This is a genomic window from Clostridium taeniosporum (assembly GCF_001735765.2).
Classification (GTDB): domain Bacteria; phylum Bacillota; class Clostridia; order Clostridiales; family Clostridiaceae; genus Clostridium; species Clostridium taeniosporum.
The window spans coordinates 407014-428623 of record NZ_CP017253.2; the positions used below are offsets into that span (position 1 = coordinate 407014).

A 21610-nucleotide genomic window follows, 5' to 3' on the forward strand; every position below is an offset into this window, starting at 1 on the left:
AATTTTAAATTAATATAGACTAACTATAATATGGGATAGTATAGTATTATAATAGATATTATTAGAATATCAAGATAGTATAATTTAAATTTAGTTTAAAGTTATATTGTAATAAGAGATTTTTTATATAAAAGTAAGGTAAGTATAAGGGAGGATTTATATGTTAGAGAAAAGCATTGTATCTCAGGTACTAGCAAAATGTCTAATAACAGGGGGAGATTTTGCAGAGATTTTTGAAGATGATTCTATAAGTAATTCTATATCATTAATAGATGGAAAAGTAGAAGATGCTATTGGTGGAAGAAATTATGGAATTGGAATTAGAATTTTTAAAGGATTAAAAAGTGTATATGCATATACAAATAATAATAGTTTAGATTCTTTATTGGAAACAGCCTATAGAGCAGCATTAGCTTTAGGTGAAGCAACACAAAAAGAAAATAATATTATAGTTAATAAAAAGAAGATTGAAACAATTCATCCTATAATTTATTATCCAAAAGATGTAAATTATAATAAAAAGATAGATATTTTAAAGTTGGCATATAATAGTGCTAAAAATTATAGTAATGATATTTCACAAGTTATAACAAGTTATGGTGATAAAGAACAAAATATTTTAATAGCTAATAGTGATGGACTATATATAGAAGATAAGAGAATTAGAACAAGACTTGGAATAAATGCTATTGCTTCTAAAGGTACAGAAAATCAAACAGGATTTGAAGGTCCAGGAAGACATATGGGAATTGAAATGTTTGAAAGTATAGATCCTGAATATCATGGAAGAGAAGCTGCTAGAATAGCACATACAATGCTTCATGCTAAGAATTGTCCAGCAGGAAATATGACTGTTGCAATAGATAATGGTTTTGGAGGAGTTATATTCCATGAAGCATGTGGTCATGCTTTAGAAGCAAGTTCTGTTGCTAAAGGAAATTCAGTTTTTGCAAATAAATTAGGTGAGCAAATAGCATCTACTAAAGTAACAGCTATAGATGATGGAACAATACCTAATGCTTGGGGATCACTTAATATAGATGATGAAGGTAATAAGACTCAAAAGAATATTTTAATTGAAGATGGTATATTAAAAGGATATATGATTGATAAATTAAATGGTAGAAGAATGAATATGAATCCAACTGGTAGTTCTAGAAGACAAAGCTATAAATATCAACCTACTTCAAGAATGACTAATACTTATATAGCAAATGGAAATGATAATCCAGAAGATATAATTAAATCTATTTCAGATGGATTATATGCTAAAAAATTAGGGGGAGGTTCTGTTAACCCTGTAACTGGAGAATTTAATTTTGCTGTACAAGAAGGATATTTAGTTAAGAATGGTATTATCAAAGAACCAGTAAGGGGTGCTAGCCTTATAGGAAAAGGTAGTGAAGTTCTTATGAATATTGATATGGTAGGAAATAATTTAGAATTAGCTCAAGGGATTTGTGGTTCATCATCTGGAAGTATTCCAACTAATGTTGGTCAACCTATGATTAGAGTTAAGAAAATGACAGTTGGGGGGAGATAATATATGGAATTTAATTTATTTAAAGAAACACTAATGAGTGAAGCTAAAAAAGCAGGATTTGAAGAATGTGAAATATATTATTCTGATGTTGAAAGCCTAAGTATAAATGTATATGAAGGCGATGTTGAAAAGTATAAATTAAATAACTCATTTGGATTATCATTTAGAGGGAAAATAAATGGTAAAATGGGATATTCGTATACTGAAATATTAGATGAGAATTCAATAGATACTCTTATAGAAAATGCTAAAAGTGCAGCATTAGTTATAGAAAATGATGATGTTCAATTTATTTATGAAGGTGATAGTCAATATAAAGATATAAATTGTTATAAATATGAATTAGATAATATAAAACCTGATAAACTTATTAAATTAGCTCTAGAAATGGAAAGTGAATGTAAAAAACAATGCAATAAAGTTGTTAATTTTGGTGGATGTGGAATAGGATATGGAAAATCTAGATATGGAATATTAAATTCAAAAGGATTAAATTTATCTACTTCAAGGAATCATTTAACAGCTTATGTAGCACCAATAATTGAAGATAATAATGAAAAATATGATGGAATGGGATATGTTATTGCAAAAGGAGAAGCAGATATTAATCCTGAAAAATTAGCTAAGGATGGTCTAGAAGAAGCACTTTCTAGAGTTGGTGGAAAAAGTATAAAGTCAGGAAAGTATAAAGTAGTTATAAATAATGAGGCTATGGTATCATTACTTGGAACTTTTTCAGGAATTTTTAATTCCGAACAAGCACAAAAAGGATTATCTTTATTAAAAGGTAAAGAAGGAGAAATTATAGCTTCAGATAAGTTGACTTTAATAGATGATCCACATCGTAAAGATGGTCTTGGAACAACAGCATTTGATGATGAAGGTGTTGCAACTTATAAAAAAGAAGTTATAACTAATGGAAAATTAAATACATTATTATATAATTTAAAAACAGCACATAAAGCAAATGTTAAGTCTACAGGAAATGGTTTTAAATCATCTTATGCATCTATAGTTGGCGTAAGTGCAACAAATTTTTATATAAAACCAGGTGATAGAAGTTTTAAGGAAATATGTAAAGAAGTTAATAATGGAGTAATAATAACTGAATTTGCAGGTCTTCATTCAGGAGCTAATGCTGTTACAGGAGATTTTTCTTTAGCAGCTAAAGGATTTATGATTGAAAATGGTAAAAAGACATTTCCAATAGAGCAAATTACAGTAGCAGGAAACTTTTTTACATTGATTAAAGATATTGAACAAATAGGAAATGATTTAAAGTTCCCTATGAGTAGTGTAGGATCACCATGTGTTGTTGTAAAAGAATTATCAATAGCAGGAAAATAATTTTAATCAGAATTATTAAATAGATATAAAAATAGAAGGATTAAATTAGTCCTTCTATTTTTATTTAAATGTGCCTTATTCATATATTAATACTTTACTAAAGATATACTAATTATATAAAATATTATTTTTTAAAATAATTAGCTCTTATCATTTTATCTGATAGATCAAGAATATTTTTATAGACTTTTTTTTCTTCATTAGAAAGAGTATCTTTATCTCTAATTGTACCATTAGTTAAGATAGCAAATGATTTTTTTGTATTTAAAAGATTTCTTCCTAAAACAGTATTTTCATATTCTTTTTTATCAATACCAAGCATATAAAGTAAAGTTGGCATAACATCAATTTGTCCACCATATAAATCAAATGTTTGTCCATTCTTTATAGATGTATCATAAACTACAAGTGGAACAACAGGATTACCAGTATCTAAGTACCAATCTTCTTTATTAGATAAATTTTCAATACTATCATTATAATATTTATGAACACCTGTATGATCACCCATAATAGCAATAATACTATTGTCTAATAAACCTTCACTATCTAATAATTTTAAGAAATTACCTATTTGAGCATCTGTATAATGTAAACTTTCAAAATATCCACCTAATTCATTTTCATCTAATTCAGGATCAAGATTTAATTCCCTGTATTCTTTTGGTATGTCAAATGGACCGTGACTTGTTAAAGTTACTGTTAAAGCATAGAATGGTTTAGATTGTTCTTTTAGCATTGGAACAACTTGTTTAAAATAGCTTCCATCGCTTATTCCCATGCCAATGATTTCATCAGCATTAAATGAATAATAATCATTAAATTTATCAAATCCTATTGATTTAAGTCCAGCAGAATAATTCCAAAATGATCCTTTATCAGGATGAATAGCAATACTGCTATAACCATCTTTCTCTAAAATATTAGGCAAAGAGTTATAAGCTGTATTTGGATATCTAAAGAAAGTACTACCTCTTCTTAGTGGAAACATGGATGTATTAACCATTAAATCACAATCAGAACTTGTCCCTTCATTAACTTGTTCAAATATATTAGGAAAATAAAATCCTTTAGATGTTAAATCATTTAAAACAGGAGTAATTTCTTTTCCATTAATACTTTTATTTATAACGAAATTTTCTAAAGATTCTACTTGAATATAAATGAGATTTTTACCTTTAGATATACCAAAGTAATCATTATTAGGTAAGTTTTCATTTTTTATTTGGAATAATTTATTCAATTTATTCTCATCTTCAATTGTAAATTTATATGGTTTTGAATCACGATAAACTGTATATAAATCAAATACATGATATCCTATTGGTGAAAAGTATCTAGCTGTATTTGTTGGATCGTAATTATCATATAAATAAGCATTTTTAACATCTTTATTATTTAAAATATGTATATTAAAAGGAATATAAGCTATAAATAATATTGGCGCAATAAAAGTTATAAGGAAAGTTTTTATTGCTCTTTTATTTATTTTATATATGTATTTTCTAGTAAGATAAACATAAATTCCTAATAAAAAGAAATCTATTATAAAAATAAAATCGAAAGCACTAAACATAGAATATATGGCGCCAGATAAATTATCTAAATTTGCTGTTTGCATAGTAATAAGAACAGAAGGAACTGTTAAAAATCCTCTAAAATAACAAACATCTAATATGATAACAACAGTTAATAAAATATTTATTACAAAAAGATATATTATTCTTGATTTACCTTTAAATAAAAGGGAAAAACTTATGAATATTAAAATAAAAGCTAGATAATAATTTAAAAAAGGTCTAGCATAGTCATAACCAGCATTAAAATTAAAGTTATATGGGTTACTATTTGTAATAAATCCTTGAAAAAATATACATTTAAGAAATATAGTAATTAAAGGGAATATAAATAGTATCCATTGATTCATTCTGTTTTTATTAAATAAATTAGTAATTTTATTTTTGTAAGAATGCATAAATTCACCTCGCTATAGAAATTAATATAAAATTATAAACTAACATAGTAATTGTTATCAAATAGTTAACATATTATATTATACATAAATACATGAATCAAACAACCCATATAAAATTAAACATGATATAATAAAAGAGTCTAATAATTTAATAAAGCTATAATATGCGATATATATTTGGAGGAATTATAATGTTAGAATATGATTTAGCTGTAATTGGTGGAGGCATAGCAGGCATGACTGCTGCTTTAGGAGCAGTGAAGAATGGAATAAAAAAAATATTAATATTTGAAAGAGAACATAGTTTAGGTGGAATATTAAATCAATGTATACATAATGCATTTGGTGAAAATTTTTTAGGTGAAAAAGTAACAGGACCTGAATATGTAAACTTTATTGAAGAAAAACTAAAAAAATTTAATGTAGATATTAAACTTAAAACAAATGTTATTGATATAACAGATGATAATGAAATAACTTATGTTAATTCAATAGAGGGTAGTAAAGAGATTAAAGCTAAAGCTATAATTTTAGCAACTGGAGCAAGAGAAGTTTATACTGGAAGTGTTATAGTACCAACTCATGGATTAACAGGAATATTTACTTTAGGATCAGTACATAGATTAATCAATTTAGAGGGGTATCTTCCAGGGAAAAAAACAGTAATAATTGCTAAAAATAAATGGGGATTTTTAGTTGCAAGGCGTATAATAATTGAAGGTGGAAGTGTAGAAGCAGTAATAATTGAAGATGAGATTAAAGATTTGATAGATAAAGAAATTGAAAGCTTGATAGATGGATTTTCTATAGAAATTTTAGAAAATTCTAGAGTTGTAGAGATTTATGGTGATAGTAGAGTAAATAAAATCAAAGTACTTAATTTGAAGGAAGATATAACTTCAAAAATAGAATGTGATTCTTTAATTTTATCCGTTGGATTTAGACCAGAAAATAAACTTGCTAAAAATTTAAAGATAGATATTAATAAAAATACATTAATCCCAGAAACAAAAGAATTTGAAACATCTAAAGTAGGCGTTTTTGCATGTGGTAATTTAATATATGGAAAATTAGCACTTATAATGGAAGAAAAAGATGGTCTTAATTGTGGAATAAAAGCAGCAAATTATATTAAAAATAAGATATAGCATTTTTATACATAATATCATTGCCTAAAGAATTAAGATGTATTCCATCTAAATATATATCATTGTTATTTAAAATAATTGAATAGAAATCTATATAAGAGAGATTATAGTTAATTGATAAATTAATTATTTCCTCTCTTAGTATAGGTAAATTTTTTTCTGAATAGTTATAAAATGGAGAGTACGAAAATAATTTACTTGCCATATCGCCTATAATTGAAGGTGGAATACCAAGTATAATTTTAGAGTTAATTTCTAAAGCTTCTTTAATCATTAGTTCTATATTTTTAATTATTGATTTTACAGTTCGTCCTAAAAGTAAATCATTGCTACCACACATAATAAATATTTTATTAGGAGTATACTTTATTACATCTTCATAATATCTTGTAAGCATACCTGTACTTGTATCACCATTACAACCTTTATTTAATGATGTTAAGCTTATAGTATTTTGAATTTTATAAACCCAAGAATCTTTTTTATGAACACCATATCCAAATGTTAAACTATCACCTAAAAATATAATATCTACATGTTTATCCATAAAACAAACCTACCTTTAAAATAATTTATTAAAACATTTTTTGCATATTAAAGTTTTTCCACCATCTGCTGTCATATAATCTTTTGTTTTTATTTCATTATTACAAATTGCACATATATTTTTGTTTGTAACTGTATTTTTATTAGAATTAATATTTTTATCTATATTTTTATCAGAATCACGTTTTAATATATTTTTTTTTATTGGAAAATATAATTTAGGATTATCTATAATAGATTTTTTATTTATAGAATAGTTAATCTCATACTCACTTTCTCCAAACAGTTCTAATTCGAATCTAGGATTTTGTTTATCATAATATTCTTCAACAATTATTCTAGTAATCTGAGCATCATTTATTATAAGCCCACTCTTCTCGATTCCATCAAATATACTTTTAGTTATATTAATTGTATCAGGATGGCGCTTTTCACTTTTATAGTAAACTTTAAGTATAGCAATTAAACTTTCTTCTAAGACAATATCAGGATTTTGATTTCTAGCTATAAGTGCAATTTCTTGTTCATATAAAGCATATCTATCATGATATTTACCAGAATTACTAGGTAAAATAGCACGTCCATTAATATTATGTAATTTAAAATTTGATTTTGTTATTGGTGATCCGTTAACTATTATTTTAGCGTAAGTTGTCATATAAAACTCCTTATTTATAAATCTTATTAAAATATTATTATACTACATAAAAATATATAGTATAAATAGTAACTTATGTAATAAGGCATATTCAGATTAATAATTAATCAATAGTTTAGTTTATTTTGTGAACTAATTATTCCTTGGAATCTACTAATAGCATAACTAAAGTCATTGTATTTCACAAAATATCCATTGCATCTTTGACTTGTTATTTATTTTCATATGTATAATCAAAAATTGATAATATATGTTATATACAGTATAATATTTGTGGTAATCTGTATTTTAACATGATTTTTTATGATGTTTATATATTTTAGTATTTATAAATATAATTAATGAATTTAATATGTTTATGTATAAATAAGCATTAATAAAAAATATAATTAATAGATATGGATTTAGTAATTGAATTAAATAAAAGAGGTATTTAATTATGGATAAAAAATTAATTTTAGCAATAGAATCAAGTTGTGATGAAACTTCAGCAGCAGTTGTTGTTGATGGAAGAGAAGTTTTATCGAATGTTATATCTACACAAATAGATACTCATAAAAAATTTGGTGGTGTAGTACCAGAAGTTGCATCTAGAATGCATATTGAAATAATAGATTATGTAGTAAAAAAAGCTTTAGATGATGCAGGGGTTTCTTTAGATGATATTGATGCTATAGGAGTTACTTATGGACCTGGCTTAATAGGTGCACTTTTAGTTGGACTTCAATATGCGAAAGGATTAGCATTTTCATCTAAAAAGCCATTAGTTGGTGTAAATCATATAGAAGGTCATATATGTGCTAATTTTATACAATATAAAGAGTTAAAGCCACCATTTATATCTTTAGTTGTATCTGGAGGACATACTTTTATAGTTTCTGTTAATGATTATTGTGATTTTGAAGTAATTGGTAAAACAAGAGATGATGCTGTTGGTGAAGCTTATGATAAAGTAGCAAGAGCTTTAGGTCTTGGATATCCTGGTGGTCCTAAAATTGATAAATTAGCTAAAGAGGGTAATCCGGATGCAATTAATTTTCCAAGGGCTAAGTTTCATGAAGATACATTAGATTTTTCATTCAGTGGAGTAAAATCTGCAGTGTTAAATTATTTAAATAAAGCTAAGATGAAGGGCGTTGAAGTTAATAGAGCTGATGTAGCAGCATCATTTCAAAAAGCCGTTATAAATGTTTTAAAAGACAATGTATTTTTAACTTGTAAAAAGAAAAAGGTTAATAAAATAGCTGTAGCAGGTGGAGTTGCTTCTAATTCTTGTTTAAGAGAGACTCTAAAAAAAGAAGGTGCATTAAGAAAAATTGAAATTTTATTTCCAGAACCAGTATTATGTACAGATAATGCAGCTATGATAGGAAGTGCAGCATATTTTAATTATGAAAAGAATTATATTTCTCCATTAGATATAAATGCAAAACCTAATTTAAAGTTGGGAGAACGTTAAGTATGAATTTATTGCCTCACTCTAATGGATTTCAAAGGATTAAACCACCTAAATTTAATTTATTAGATTTTTTAAGAAAATCAGTAATTATTATTATAGTTTTTCTTATAATTGGATTTTTAGTACAATCCATGAGCAATTTTATTGCTAATGAAACGTTAAAAGCAAATTTAAAATATGTAAGGATAGAAACTAGAAAGTTAGAGTACAAGATAAAAGGAACAGGATCACATACAGTAGTTTTTGATGGAGGAATTGGAAGTAATATATATGAATGGGATGAAGTTTGCAAGAAATTAGAGCGCGATTATGACGTTAAAACATTTGTATATAATAGAGAAGGATATGGATTTAGTGATTCCGGGGAAAGAAGAAGTCCAGAAGAACAAGCAGAGGATTTAAAGAATTTATTAAAAAAGTCTGGTGCTAATGAGCCGTATATATTTGTAAGTGAAGAATATGGTAGTTTAATTTCTATGAGTTTTGCTGAAAAATATCCAGAATTAGTAGGTGGACTTGTATTAATAAATCCATTGTCCTATGATTTAGTAAATAGTAAAGAATATTCAGATTCAATAAAATGGCAGTATTATAAATCAAAGCTAAGATATTTAGGAAGTTATTTTTATATAACAGAATTGTGTGATAAATTAGGAATATTAAAAAGTGAAACTGATATAGAAGATTTACCAAAAGGAGCACAAGAGGAAATTAATATACATAAAAATAAGAAAAATTATACTAAAGCGATATATGATGAAATAGGAAATTTATATAAAAAAGATTTTAAAACTGATATTAATAAAATAATAGAAACTGTACCAACATATTTAATAAGTAATGAAATTACGTCTGAAATAGAGAATATACCAGAAAATTCACTATTAACAGTATATAAATCTTCAATATTAAGTACTCCATATGCATTACATGATCAAGAAAGTATTATAGATGGAGTTAATAATATATTAAAAAAAGCCAAAAGACTAGAAAAAATTAATTCGTAAAATTAATGGTAAAATAATTAAATAATAAATGAAAAAATATGGAATATTAATATATAGTAGTATATGTTATATTCCATATTATTATTTATTGACATTTTTTTGACACAAAAAAATTTTATACTAAGAATATAAGATAAATGAAAAAATTAGGAGGAATTTATAATGGATAATAAAGAAGATTTTATAGATGTACATGAAAATGAAATTAAATATACAGATGATAATTTTTCAGAAAAAAATGAACGTAAGAAAAGACGAAAAAAAATAATTAAAAGAGTAGCAGGATCATTATTATTAGCATTAATAGGGGGACTTTTTGGAAGTGGAATAACTTATTTTTTAGTCAAAGATAATATGACTACTGTGCAATATAAAAATTACACACCTTCAGTATTTACACAACAAACATCATCAGGGACTTTATCTACAACAGAGGCATTTAATAAAGTAGCACCAGCAGTTGTAATTGTATCTACAAAAGGATTATCAAATTTAGGATTTTTTCCACAAGAGGTTGAAGGAATAGGATCTGGATTTATTATAAATGAAGATGGATACATCTTAACTAATTATCATGTTATACAAGGAGCAAATGAAGTTAAAGTTACTTTAAGCGATGGAAAAGAAGTTAATGCAAAAGTAGTAAATTATGATGAGACAAAAGATTTAGCTATGATTAAAGTTGAAGATGGAACTAAGGTTCCTGCTGTTGCTGAACTTGGTGATTCTGAGGCACTACTACCTGGAGATCAAGTTATAGCAATTGGAACACCACTTTCAAAAGAATTTGCTCAGACTCTTACACAAGGTATTATAAGTGCTGTAAATAGAAATGTTTCAACTCAAAATGGAACTAGTGTTAATCTTATACAAACAGATGCAGCTATAAATCCAGGGAATAGTGGAGGACCATTAGTAAATTCTAAAGGTCAAGTTATAGGAATAAATTCAATGAAGATAGGTACTCAATTAAGTGGAACTAGCGTTGAAGGAATGGGATTTGCTATTCCAATAAATGAAGTAAAAGATAAGATAGAGTCTTTATCTAAGCCTATATTAACTTTAGGAATACAAGTAAGAGAAATTGATAGTAAACTTGCAAAAAGATATGATTTACAAGAAGGAATATATGTTGCTGGAGTTGAGGAATTTTCACCAGCAGAAAAAGCAGGAGTAAAAGTTGGAGATGTAATAATTAAATTTGATGGTAAGAGCATTACAAAATTTAATGAACTAAAAGAATTAAAATCAGGAAAAGAAGCTGGAGATAAAGTGAAGGTTCAAGTTGTAAGAGACGGAAAGAATGTTGATTTAGAAATCACTTTAGAAGAAAAACCTCATTAATTTATTGAAAAATACCATGTTTAACTATCTAATTAAACATGGTATTTTTTGTTTTTTAAAGGAAAATATATTACTAAAAAACCTATGGATAACTTCAAAAATACTGTATTTTAAAGATTTTACAAACATACATAAAGAATAAAAAAGAAAATATATTAGCTTGCTAGATTTTCCTCACATACGTTTAAAAAGGCAGATGTATAAAAAAATCTACGGTTCCACAGTTGCCTTAGATATTTTTTATGGATTTATTTAAGTAGTAAATCATTTATAAAAGATTCACAAAATAGAAGTTTAATTCATATTTTATATCATAAATAAACTTTTGGAGGTAAAAATAATGAGCGGAAGAATAAGTGTATGTTCTATTTGTCCTAGAGAAAATGAACAAATTGATGCGGTAATTAGATTGTCAAAAGACAGAAGAAGTTGCATTTATGGAACAGTAATAGATGAAAATGGAGCTGCTGTACCTGATGCAGTGGTTAAATTATTACAAATCACTGGTTGTAGAGGAAAAACTCCAGTTCCATTAACTCATACTTTCACTGATAAATATGGCCAATTTTTACTTGGACCTTTATGTCCGGGTAAAAGGTATATGTTAAAAGTATATAAAGATAATGTTTCAATTAGATATGCACCATTAGATGTTGATTGTTATGAGGGCAGTTGTATATCAGCAGATGAAACAAGTCCTGATTCAGATGAAGATCTAATTTATTGTGGAGGAAAGCCTCATAGATAAAAAATAATTATAACTCTAGAAAATAGAATTATATAGTTGAGTTTTGTTTATAAAAAGTCTCCTTTATAAAAAGGAGGCTTTTTATGTTATACTTATATTGAATGTATATATTTTTATAAAATTATTTTGTGGAATATTAGCAATAACTTTTGCATTAATTTATTTGGAATATGAAACTAAATACAAAAAAATAAAGTTAAATACTTGAGGTGTAGATAATGAAAAAGATACTTAAATATTGCTTAACTTTTCTTGTTACTATAGTAATTATAATATCGTGTATAATTTATATTCAAGATGATAATACACCAAAAGTTAAGGGAGATATAAATGTTTTTGTGAAAGAAGATTCTTATGAATATTTAAAATATTATAGTGAAAAATTTATGGAATACAATAATAAGGCACATATAAAAGTAAAGATTATTGATGATTATAATGAAGTAGTTAATAAAGATAAGAATGATGAATATAAAGCAAGTGATATATTATTATTAAATAGATTAGAATTTGATAATTTAAATAAAAATAATGATATTAAATATAAAGATATGAGAAAAATTTTAGATACATATTCTAAAAATTTCTCTAAATCAAGATTAAATCAAGTTAAGTTAGAAGATAAATCAATAGGTGTTCCATTAACTTCTAAACCAATAGCATTATATATAAGAAATGATATGTTAAGTCAATATGGATATAGTAGTGATGATATTAATACTTGGTCTGATTTCGTAAAATTAGGTATTGATATATATAATAAAAGTAATGGAACTGTACACATTTTAAATGCTACAGGTAGTGATTATGAAGACTTAGTAAGTTTACTTATTATGCAATATTTGGATGAAGATAGGACAGAAGAACAGATACAAAAACAAGTTAAAGAAAAAATAGATATGTTTAAGAGTAATAATATATTAAATTTAGATGAAGGTGAAAAATTTATAGCTAGAATTTCATCTATTGATGCAATGAGAGAACTTAAGGCACTAGATGTAAAATGTGAATGGACTGTAATAAATCCACCTAGTATAGGTTTAGGATCTAATAGATTTTATTGTGAAGAAGGAGATAATCTAATAGTATTAGGAGAAGGACAAGAAAATGATGAATTAACAGAAAGATTTGTAACATACTTAATAGCAAATACAAAAAATTCAATTGATTTTATTCAAAAAGGTAAGTTTTTTTCTAGTTTTCTTTATACTTATAAAAATGTAAAAATAGAAGAACAAATTAAAAATTTTAATGGAAAAAGCCCTCTCGTTGTAATGAGCAATATAGAAGAGAAGGCCCCAATTATAAAAGAATATAGTAAATATATTAATATAAAAAATAAATTTTTTAATTGATTTTAAGATTGTAAAATTTTCTTATAAGCATCTAGTGTTTTTTTAGCTGTTTGCCTCCAAGTAAATTGGAGGCTTCTGTTATATCCTCTCTTAGATAAATCAGCTTTTAAATTGTCATTGTTAAGAACTTTAATTAATGAATTTTTTAATGAATCTTCATCATAAGGATTTATAAGTACAGCATCAGTTGACGTTACTTCTGGGATAGATGAAATATTAGATGAAATCACAGGAGCACCACAACTCATAGCTTCTAATGGAGGTAAACCAAAACCTTCATAAAAGGAAGGATATACAAATACTTCACATGCATTATAGAATATAGGTAATAAATTATCACTTACATATCCGGGAAAAATAATATTATCTTCCAAATTATTGTTTTTCACAAAATTTAACAATTTTTCACCTTCATCTTTTAATCCACCTACTAAAACTAGTTTACATTGATTTTTTAAATCTTTATAAATTTCCATATAAGCTTTAATTAGTCCAAAAACATTTTTTCTTGAACTAAATCCACCTATATATAAAGCAAATTCGCTATTTATGTTAAATTTGGATTTAAGATAATTTTTACATCTTTTTTTATTTAAGATTTTAAATTTAGAGTTAGCAGCAAGTGGAGTAACAAATATTTTATCTTCAGGATAACCATTAAAAAATTTTAAAATATCTTTTTTTGAATACTCGGATACTGTAAGTATACCATCTGAGTTAAATATGATTCTAGGCATATCTCTAAGAAAACGTTCTAAATATCCCTTACCTACTGTTTCAGGCATTACATAAGGAATTAAATCATGTATAGTAACTACTTTTTTATAAGAATTAGAGTATTCTAGACCAATTCCGTTCTGTGGAATATGATAAAGATCAACTTTCTTTTCTTTTAATATATTTGGAATATAATATTTTTCATAAAAACCTGAATGCTTTCCAGAAGAATATATAATATTTGTATTATCATTAATGAAGTTCTTATTAAATTTTCCAGAGCAAAATAAAGTAAAGTTATCTTTAGAATTTAAAGATAACATATTAGATATAACATTGTTAGTATAAGTACCTATACCAGTACCTTGATGTAATGTAGAACTACGAGCATCTATAGCAATTTCCATAAAACACCTCTTAATATACATATATAACTAGCATATTAAATTGATTAGATTTTTGTGAATGTAAAATAATTTATTCTATATATCTAAAATCACAATAAATTATTAAATAACATAGAATAAAAAGAATAATATTTTTGGGGAATTTTATGAAAGACAATAATAGTATATTAAAAATAAAGAATTATATTGAAGAAAATTATGAAATAGAAGTTGATAGGTTAGAGAAAGTTAAAAATAGCTATAGAATAATAAGTAAAAATAAAGGTTATTCTATGAAATTAATAAGATATAATTTTAAACACTTCTATTTTATTATGTCTGCAATTAAACATCTACAAAGAAATAAATTTAGTAAGATTCCTGAATTTATTAAAACTATAAATGGTGAAGATTATATTAACTTAGATGGAGGTTATGCGTATTTAACGCCATGGGTTCCGTCAAGGGTAAGTAACTATGATAATCCATTAGAATTAGCTAGGGTATCTAATAAATTAGCAGAGTTACATGAATGTAGTAAAAATTTTATGATAAATGATAAAATGCAACCTAGAATAGGATGGTTTTCTTGGGAAAAAGTATTTGAAACAAGATCTAATGAAATATTAGATTTTAAGAATAGAATAAGCCAGAAAGCTCATAAATCAGAGTTTGATTTACTTTATTTAAACAACATAGAAAGGGAACTTAATAGAGCTAAAGAAAGCATTAATGGTTTAAAACACAATAATTATATTGAAATGATGGAGGCTGAAATTTTTAAATCAGGATTTTGTCATCATGATTATGCAAATCATAATATTTTAATTGATAATAATAATGAAATTAATATAATTGACTTTGATTATTGTATTTTAGATTCTCATTTACATGATTTAGCTTCATTACTTATACGAAGTATGAAATATGGAAAATGGGAAAATAAAAAGGCGGATTTAATATTAAAGAATTATGAAGATATTATGGAATTAAAAAAAGAAGAAATTCCATTAATAAGAGAATTTATTAGATTTCCTCAATGTTTTTGGCAATTAGGAATACAAGTATATTGGGAACAACAAGATTGGGGATTGGAGTTTTTTATAAATAAACTAAATAAGTACTTAGATGATTGTTATGAAAGAGAAGCTTTTATAGATGATTACTTTAAGGGAGGAGATTAAAATAGAAGAATTAGATATAATATCTTATTTAAATAATAAGGGAGTAGATATTGTAGGAAAGTATTTTGATTATGACAAAAAGATAACAACTAAGAAGGCTGCAGAACAAGTTAAAATAATGGTTAATCTCCACAAAATTTTATTAGGTTATAATAATGAATCCCTAGTTAGAATTAAAAGTACAATAGGAAAAGAAATAGAAAATTATAAAGTTCAAATAAGAAAATTGCAAAAGCAATATAATAATATGATGAATTTAGGAATAGAAAATGATTTTGAAAAATTAATTATTTCAGATGGTAAAATATTATTAGATCAAGCTAAACATGTAATAGATTATATATATTCTCATAATTATTTTGGAATTATAGAAAGAAGTATGAATAGAGAAGAATTATGTATTGGAAGATGTGATGGATCAAATTTGAAGCTTGATAAAAATATTCAAATAGGTACTTTAAAATATCTATCGTATAATCTTGTAGAAGAAGATTTATATAAATATATAAAGAAAATAAAAAGAAGAAATAATTATATAGATGAGGAAGAACTGATAAAAGTTTTTGCATATGAATCACATCTATCTAAGTATAGTATAAATTATTTAAAGGCTTTATGTAGTTTTCCAAAGGACACTTTAAAAGTATGGGAAAAATATAAAAATAATAAAAAATTAAAAACATATGAAGAATTTTCAAAACAGTTTAAAAATAGTATGAATTATGAAACTAAGATATTAATTTAATAATACTTTAGGAATATGAATTTTAGCATTTAAATAATAATGCTAGAAGATACAATAATTGCATTGTTTCTTTATGAGGGGAGGATGTAAATGAATAAAATTAGATATGCTGAGAGAAATTCTCTATGCGATTATGATTTAAGTTTAGAATTTTTTAATGAATTAGGAATTAACATAAACGATATAAGTCCAGTTAGAAATGTATTTATGATATATACAGATGATGGAAATAAAATTTTAAAAAAAGTAGACTGTGATGAAAAAAAACTAAAGCTAATTGATGAATCGTTGAATTATATAAAAGATAAGTACAATAATGTAATAAGCTATACTAAATTTAACAATAATTCAATATATAAGAAATGGAAAGGCAAAACTTATGTTGTAATGGATTTATTAGATGGTAGAGAAGCATGTTTTACAAATCCATTAGAAATAAAATTATGTGCTAAAAATATAGCATTAATGCACAAGGCATCTAAGGGAATTAGGGAAGAATTAATAAAAAAATTAAATAAAGATTTTTTAGATGAATCACTAGATAAAAAATTTAAAAAGGCATATGACCAGTTAGCTTTTCTAAAAGATTTAGTTAATGAATATAAATATAAAAATGAATTCGATGATTTATTTATTAGTAATGTGAATAAATATTTACAAGATATTACAAAAGTTCAAGATTTACTTTCAAAAAGTAAATATTTAGATTTAAGAAAAGATAGGGAAACTATATGCTTATGTCATAATGATTTAGCATATCATAATTTTTTAATAAAAAAAGAAAACGTAAGTATAATAGATTTTGATTTTTTGACTATAGATTTAAGAATAATAGATATAGCCAATTTTATATTAAAAGCTATAAAAAATTCTGCATTTGATATTGATAAGATGTTAATGGCATTAAATTCTTATGAAAAAGTTTTACCTCTAATGAAGGAAGAAAAAGAGTTGCTTTATATATTATTATATTTTCCAAGGGATTTTTATAGTATATCAAGAGATTATTATTATAAAAGGAAAAAATGGGATTATAATGTTTATTTAAATAGATTTAAATCTAAATTAAATAATGAACAATTTAGAAGAGACTTCATGCAAGAATATAAAAATTATATATTAACAGAGTGTTAATATACACAAGAATAATATTGGGATTATGGATAGCTAAAAGCTGCTTCAAAAGTGTTTGAAGCAGCTTTTTAGGCATTATGTTTAAAAATAACATTGATATTGTAAAAAAGTTTTTATGTAATATGAATTAAAAAATAAATATTACATTAGCTCAATTACAATATCAATATTTATTGGATATGCCAATTTATTTTACTAAAGTTTTATTTTCACTTAATATTGAGTTATAGGCATTTATAGTTCCATAAGCAGTTTTATTCCATGAGAATTTAGAACTTCGTTTTAAACTTTTATTAACCATAGTTAATTTTAAAACACTACTCTCTAATACTCGTTTAATATCATAGGATAGTTGATCAATATTGTAAGGATCTATTAGTAACGCAGATTCATAACATACTTCTGGAAGTGACGTAACATTAGATACTATTACAGGGGTACCACATGCCATACATTCTAATGGAGGGAGTCCAAATCCTTCATAGAATGATGGATAAACTAAAACTTCAGTTGCATTATAAAATATAGGCATATCTTCAAGAGGAATGAAACCAGTAAATATTACATTAGATGAAACTCCTAGTTTTTCGGCACGGTCTTTATAAATTTGATATGATTTACCTTTTTTACCTACAATAATAAGTTTTGTTTTTTCAATTGTACTATAAGGAAGTTTAGAATAAGCATCAATTAATCCTAATATGTTTTTTCTTGGACTAAATCCGCCTACATAAAGAATAAAATCATCATTAATTCCGTATTTTTCGTTAATAATTTTTTTACAATTACATTTACTTAATGGTTTATAAATTTCTTCTGCAGCAAGAGGAGTAACATATATATTTTCTTTAGGAAAATTAAATTCAGATGCTATATCGTTTTTCGAAAATTCGGAGACAGTAATTATACCTTCACAATTATCTAATATACTAGGTAATTCATCATTAAAAATTCTTAGATATCTATCACTTACAGTTTCAGGCATTCTTAATGGAATAATATCATGAAGTGTAATTACTTTTTTACAATTAATATTTTTAGAAATACCAATTCCATTTTGAGGTACATGATAAATTTCCATATCTGAATTATTTAAGATATTAGGAACCTTAATTTCATCCCAAAAATTATCATAATCATCACTAGATTCCACATTTTGTATGGAAAAGTTATTTTTAAAATTATTTAAAGAATCACATTTAGGCATAAAAATTAAATAATCATTGTTATTATCAATATTATTTAAGCTTCTAATTAATTCGTGGGTATATGTTCCAATACCAGTACCTCTATACCATTTTGCAGCTCTACCATCTATTCCTATTCGCATTATCTAGTCCTTTCAAACAATTTATATTAATTTATTATATTAAAAGAATATAAAAAATGTTAATAAAACAAGTAATGTGCACATATAAATTATAAAGGAGGTGAGCAATATGATGAGGGAATTTGAAATAGAAAGACAGTTTGATATTAAGATAGAAATAATAAAAGCTAATAAAGGTGTTTACTATCTTAAAACTAATAATGGAGAAAGATGTTTAAAGAGAATAAATTATGGACCCCAAAAATTATTATTTGTATATGGTGCAAAAGAGCATTTGATAAAGAATGGTTTTAGTACTTTAGATAGATATTATTTAAACACTAATGGTGAACCATATGCATTAGTAAATGAGGATTTATATACGTTGTCAGAATGGTTAGAAGGTAGAGAGTGTGATTTTAGGAATATTGATGAGGTGAAATTAGCTGCAAAGACTCTTGCATATATGCATGAAGCATCTAAAGGATATGACCCACCGGAAAATTCAAAATTAAAGAGTGATTTAGGAAGATGGCCTCATTTGATGGAAAAAAGAACAAAATCTTTTTACAAGATGAAAGACATTATAAGAAAGAAGAATATAAAAAATGATTTTGATATGATATATTTAAAATCAGTAGAATTTTATAGAGAATTAGGTAAACAAGCATTAGAAGTATTAAATGAATCAAACTATTATGAGTTATGTATGATTGCAGAACAAGAAAAGACATTCTGTCATCACGATTTTACTTATCACAATATTATTATAGACAAGAATGAAAAACCTCATGTAATAGATTTTGATTATTGTAAAAGAGAAGTTAGAACATTTGATATAAGTAACTTTATGACAAAGGTTCTAAAAAGAGTAGATTGGAATATGGATTTTGCTAAAGCAATTATTGAATCTTACAATTCAGTATCTAAGCTTAGAGATGATGAATACAAAGTTCTATATGCATATCTACAATTTCCACAAAGGTATTGGAGACTAGCTAATAGATATTATTATAATGAGGTTAATTGGGGTCAAAATACATTTACTAATAAGTTAAGCTCAATAATAGATGAAAAAGACAAATTTTTATCATTCTTAATTGAATTTAAAAAAGAATATAATATTGAGTAATGAATATGATTAGGAAGTGGTCCTATTAATATAATGTTTTTGTATTAATAGGACTTATTTTACTTTTTTAGAAAATTATATCGTTGGAAGATTTATGGATACATTATAAAATACTGTATTTTAAAGATATTATAAGTACTCTTAAAGAATAAAAAATAATAATATGCCACACCATGATTCTAAATATTAGTTGAGAATTGAAAATGGACAGTTTATAGTTAATATTAAAATTATAATATAGAATTTTAAAATATATATTTTAAGAAGGTATTAAGACTTTCAACCCAAACTTTTAATTTTTAATTATCAACTCTAAACTAAAAAAGCGTTGGTTGGTCACTTTGTTATTTGTATATTAAGAAACTTTTAATTTTAATATCATAATATGAAGTATACTAATATATTTAGGAGAAAAAAATGGATATAGGAGATATAGTAGTAAGAAAGTCTTATGATAAAGATGTTACATTTAAAATAATTGATATTAAGAACGAGAATGGTAAAAATGTTTATATTTTAAAAGGAATTAGCATAAGAATTATAGCTGATTCTTTAGAAGAAGATTTAGAAGAAGTTAATGATAAATTTGTGGCTTCAAAGGATAAGATTTTAAATACTAGAGTAAATGATGCAATAAAAAAAGCTCTATCCGTAAGACAAGACTTTAGAAAAAAAACTAGCAGAGCACCGAAAATAAAACATGATAATGAATTAATGTTTGGAAGACCAGGAAAGATACTTCATGTAGATGGAGACAGTGAGTATATGGAAACATGCTTAAAAGTTTACAAGCAATTATCATTAGATGCAATTGGAAAATGTATTTCAGAGAGTAAGCAACCAGAACGTATAGTTGATTTAGTAAAAGAAATAAAGCCAGATATAGTAGTTTTAACAGGTCATGACGGTGTTTTGAAAGATTCAAGAAATTATTTAGATTTAGACAATTATAGAAATTCTAAGTATTATTTAGAATCTATAAGAGCATTAAGAAATTATAATTCTAGCTATGATGAATTAGTTATATTTGCTGGTGCATGTCAAAGTTGTTATGAGTGTATGCTTGATGCAGGGGCTAATTTTGCATCATCCCCTAGTAGAGTTTTAATTCATTGTTTGGATCCAGTTTTTGTTTGCGAAAAAATAGCATATACGAGAATAGATGAAATAGTATCAATAAAAGATGTTATAGAAAATACAATAACAGGAATAAAGGGGGTTGGAGGATTACAAACAAGAGGAAAATATAGAGAAGGATATCCTAAATCGCCATTTATTTAGAAATAATTTATAAGAAATGAATAAAATAAGACTTAATCTTAAATAATAAGACTAAGAGGAGAAAATTTTAAGGTAGAATTCGATATATTTATATTGACAAAACCTATATTTAAGTGATAAAATATAAATTTCACTTGACAAAAACCTCTTTTAAGTGTATAATTTTGAATTAGAAAGAGGGTGTTTAAATGGAAAAAATAAAAACAATTTCCTCAATAAAAAAAGACATAGAAAAGCACGTAGGTGATAAAGTAACCTTAAGAGCTAATGGAGGAAGAAAAAAGATTCTAGTTAATGATGGAGTAATTGACAGTGTATATGATAGCATATTTGTAATAAAATTAAAAACTGACACCCCAAGAACCGTGACATATAGTTACTCTGATGTATTAACAAAGACTGTACAATTGGTATTTCCGCAATCAATATAAACTTCGATTAAATCGAAGTTTTTTTTGATTCTAAAATTACAGAATCTATAAAAAGTGAAATTATATATAAAAATAAAATTTACATATAATTGCATGTGAAATTAATAAAAATATTTCTTAATATAAAAAAAGAAAGATGGTGGGTTTCCATCTTTCAACTA

Annotated in this window: 19 protein-coding genes; 14 read left to right on the plus strand and 5 right to left on the minus strand. The window is 25.1% G+C overall.

Annotated elements, in window-relative coordinates; genetic code table 11:
* Nucleotides 1–160: 160 nt before the first annotated feature.
* Nucleotides 161–1543, plus strand: a complete 1383-nt coding sequence (locus BGI42_RS02030) for a TldD/PmbA family protein (protein ID WP_069678719.1) — start codon at nt 161–163, stop codon at nt 1541–1543.
* Nucleotides 1544–1546: 3 nt separating this feature from the next.
* Nucleotides 1547–2890 carry a TldD/PmbA family protein gene (locus BGI42_RS02035; RefSeq protein ID WP_069678720.1) on the plus strand — a complete coding sequence of 448 codons (1344 nt, stop codon included), beginning with the start codon at nt 1547–1549 and terminating at the stop codon, nt 2888–2890.
* A 124-nt stretch (nt 2891–3014) separates the two neighbouring features.
* Here the strand turns inward: BGI42_RS02035 and BGI42_RS02040 are convergent, their stop codons facing one another.
* Nucleotides 3015–4865: an LTA synthase family protein gene (locus tag BGI42_RS02040; protein ID WP_069678721.1), complete on the minus strand. Its 1851-nt coding sequence runs from the start codon at nt 4863–4865 to the stop codon at nt 3015–3017.
* A 191-nt stretch (nt 4866–5056) separates the two neighbouring features.
* On the opposite strand from BGI42_RS02040, the gene BGI42_RS02045 reads away from it, so the two are divergent.
* On the plus strand, nt 5057–6013 hold the full coding sequence (locus tag BGI42_RS02045; RefSeq protein ID WP_069678722.1) for an NAD(P)/FAD-dependent oxidoreductase: 957 nt from the start codon (nt 5057–5059) through the stop codon (nt 6011–6013).
* On the opposite strand, the gene BGI42_RS02050 is transcribed toward BGI42_RS02045, so the two are convergent.
* On the minus strand, nt 5997–6560 hold the full coding sequence (locus tag BGI42_RS02050; RefSeq protein WP_069678723.1) for a GDSL-type esterase/lipase family protein: 564 nt from the start codon (nt 6558–6560) through the stop codon (nt 5997–5999). The genes BGI42_RS02045 and BGI42_RS02050 overlap by 17 nt on opposite strands.
* Nucleotides 6561–6575: 15 nt before the next feature.
* Complete coding sequence (locus BGI42_RS02055; RefSeq protein ID WP_069678724.1) at nt 6576–7217, minus strand: RusA family crossover junction endodeoxyribonuclease; 642 nt, start codon at nt 7215–7217, stop codon at nt 6576–6578.
* A gap of 439 nt (nt 7218–7656) precedes the next feature.
* Here BGI42_RS02055 and tsaD point away from each other — a divergent pair, with 439 nt between their 5' ends.
* The 5 genes from tsaD (at nt 7657) to BGI42_RS02080 (ending at nt 13130) form a co-directional block, all read left to right on the plus strand.
* Nucleotides 7657–8676 carry a tRNA (adenosine(37)-N6)-threonylcarbamoyltransferase complex transferase subunit TsaD gene (tsaD, locus tag BGI42_RS02060; protein WP_069678725.1) on the plus strand — a complete coding sequence of 340 codons (1020 nt, stop codon included), beginning with the start codon at nt 7657–7659 and terminating at the stop codon, nt 8674–8676.
* Between the two features lie 2 nt (nt 8677–8678).
* Complete coding sequence (locus BGI42_RS02065; protein ID WP_069678726.1) at nt 8679–9683, plus strand: alpha/beta fold hydrolase; 1005 nt, start codon at nt 8679–8681, stop codon at nt 9681–9683.
* Between the two features lie 162 nt (nt 9684–9845).
* Nucleotides 9846–11027 (plus strand): S1C family serine protease, encoded by a 1182-nt coding sequence (locus BGI42_RS02070; RefSeq protein ID WP_069678727.1) that lies wholly within the window; start codon nt 9846–9848, stop codon nt 11025–11027.
* 340 nt (nt 11028–11367) lie between these two features.
* Entirely contained in the window at nt 11368–11775 is a 408-nt protein-coding gene (locus tag BGI42_RS02075; protein WP_069678728.1) for a carboxypeptidase-like regulatory domain-containing protein, read from the plus strand.
* 218 nt (nt 11776–11993) lie between these two features.
* Nucleotides 11994–13130, plus strand: coding sequence for an extracellular solute-binding protein (locus tag BGI42_RS02080; RefSeq protein ID WP_069678729.1), 1137 nt, complete (start codon nt 11994–11996; stop codon nt 13128–13130).
* A gap of 2 nt (nt 13131–13132) precedes the next feature.
* Here BGI42_RS02080 and BGI42_RS02085 read toward each other — a convergent pair whose 3' ends face one another.
* Nucleotides 13133–14254 (minus strand): glycosyltransferase family 4 protein, encoded by a 1122-nt coding sequence (locus BGI42_RS02085; RefSeq protein WP_069678730.1) that lies wholly within the window; start codon nt 14252–14254, stop codon nt 13133–13135.
* 146 nt (nt 14255–14400) lie between these two features.
* On the opposite strand from BGI42_RS02085, the gene BGI42_RS02090 reads away from it, so the two are divergent.
* The 3 genes from BGI42_RS02090 to BGI42_RS02100 all read left to right on the plus strand — a co-directional run bounded on the left by BGI42_RS02090 (nt 14401) and on the right by BGI42_RS02100 (nt 17296).
* Nucleotides 14401–15417 carry a CotS family spore coat protein gene (locus tag BGI42_RS02090; protein ID WP_069678731.1) on the plus strand — a complete coding sequence of 339 codons (1017 nt, stop codon included), beginning with the start codon at nt 14401–14403 and terminating at the stop codon, nt 15415–15417.
* Nucleotides 15392–16162, plus strand: coding sequence for a spore coat protein (locus tag BGI42_RS02095; protein WP_069678732.1), 771 nt, complete (start codon nt 15392–15394; stop codon nt 16160–16162). The genes BGI42_RS02090 and BGI42_RS02095 overlap by 26 nt, the downstream gene beginning before the upstream one ends.
* 90 nt (nt 16163–16252) lie before the next feature.
* Nucleotides 16253–17296 carry a CotS family spore coat protein gene (locus BGI42_RS02100; RefSeq protein ID WP_069678733.1) on the plus strand — a complete coding sequence of 348 codons (1044 nt, stop codon included), beginning with the start codon at nt 16253–16255 and terminating at the stop codon, nt 17294–17296.
* Between the two features lie 187 nt (nt 17297–17483).
* Here BGI42_RS02100 and BGI42_RS02105 read toward each other — a convergent pair whose 3' ends face one another.
* On the minus strand, nt 17484–18626 hold the full coding sequence (locus BGI42_RS02105) for a glycosyltransferase family 4 protein (RefSeq protein ID WP_069678734.1): 1143 nt from the start codon (nt 18624–18626) through the stop codon (nt 17484–17486).
* Nucleotides 18627–18735: 109 nt separating this feature from the next.
* On the opposite strand from BGI42_RS02105, the gene BGI42_RS02110 reads away from it, so the two are divergent.
* From BGI42_RS02110 to BGI42_RS02120, 3 genes are all read left to right on the plus strand, one after another.
* Complete coding sequence (locus BGI42_RS02110) at nt 18736–19737, plus strand: CotS family spore coat protein (RefSeq protein WP_069678735.1); 1002 nt, start codon at nt 18736–18738, stop codon at nt 19735–19737.
* Between the two features lie 417 nt (nt 19738–20154).
* A complete protein-coding gene (gene yabG / locus BGI42_RS02115) occupies nt 20155–21018 on the plus strand; it encodes a sporulation peptidase YabG (RefSeq protein ID WP_069678736.1) in 864 nt (287 codons plus the stop codon).
* A 188-nt stretch (nt 21019–21206) separates the two neighbouring features.
* Nucleotides 21207–21449, plus strand: coding sequence for a Veg family protein (locus BGI42_RS02120; protein WP_069678737.1), 243 nt, complete (start codon nt 21207–21209; stop codon nt 21447–21449).
* Nucleotides 21450–21610 lie beyond the last annotated feature (161 nt).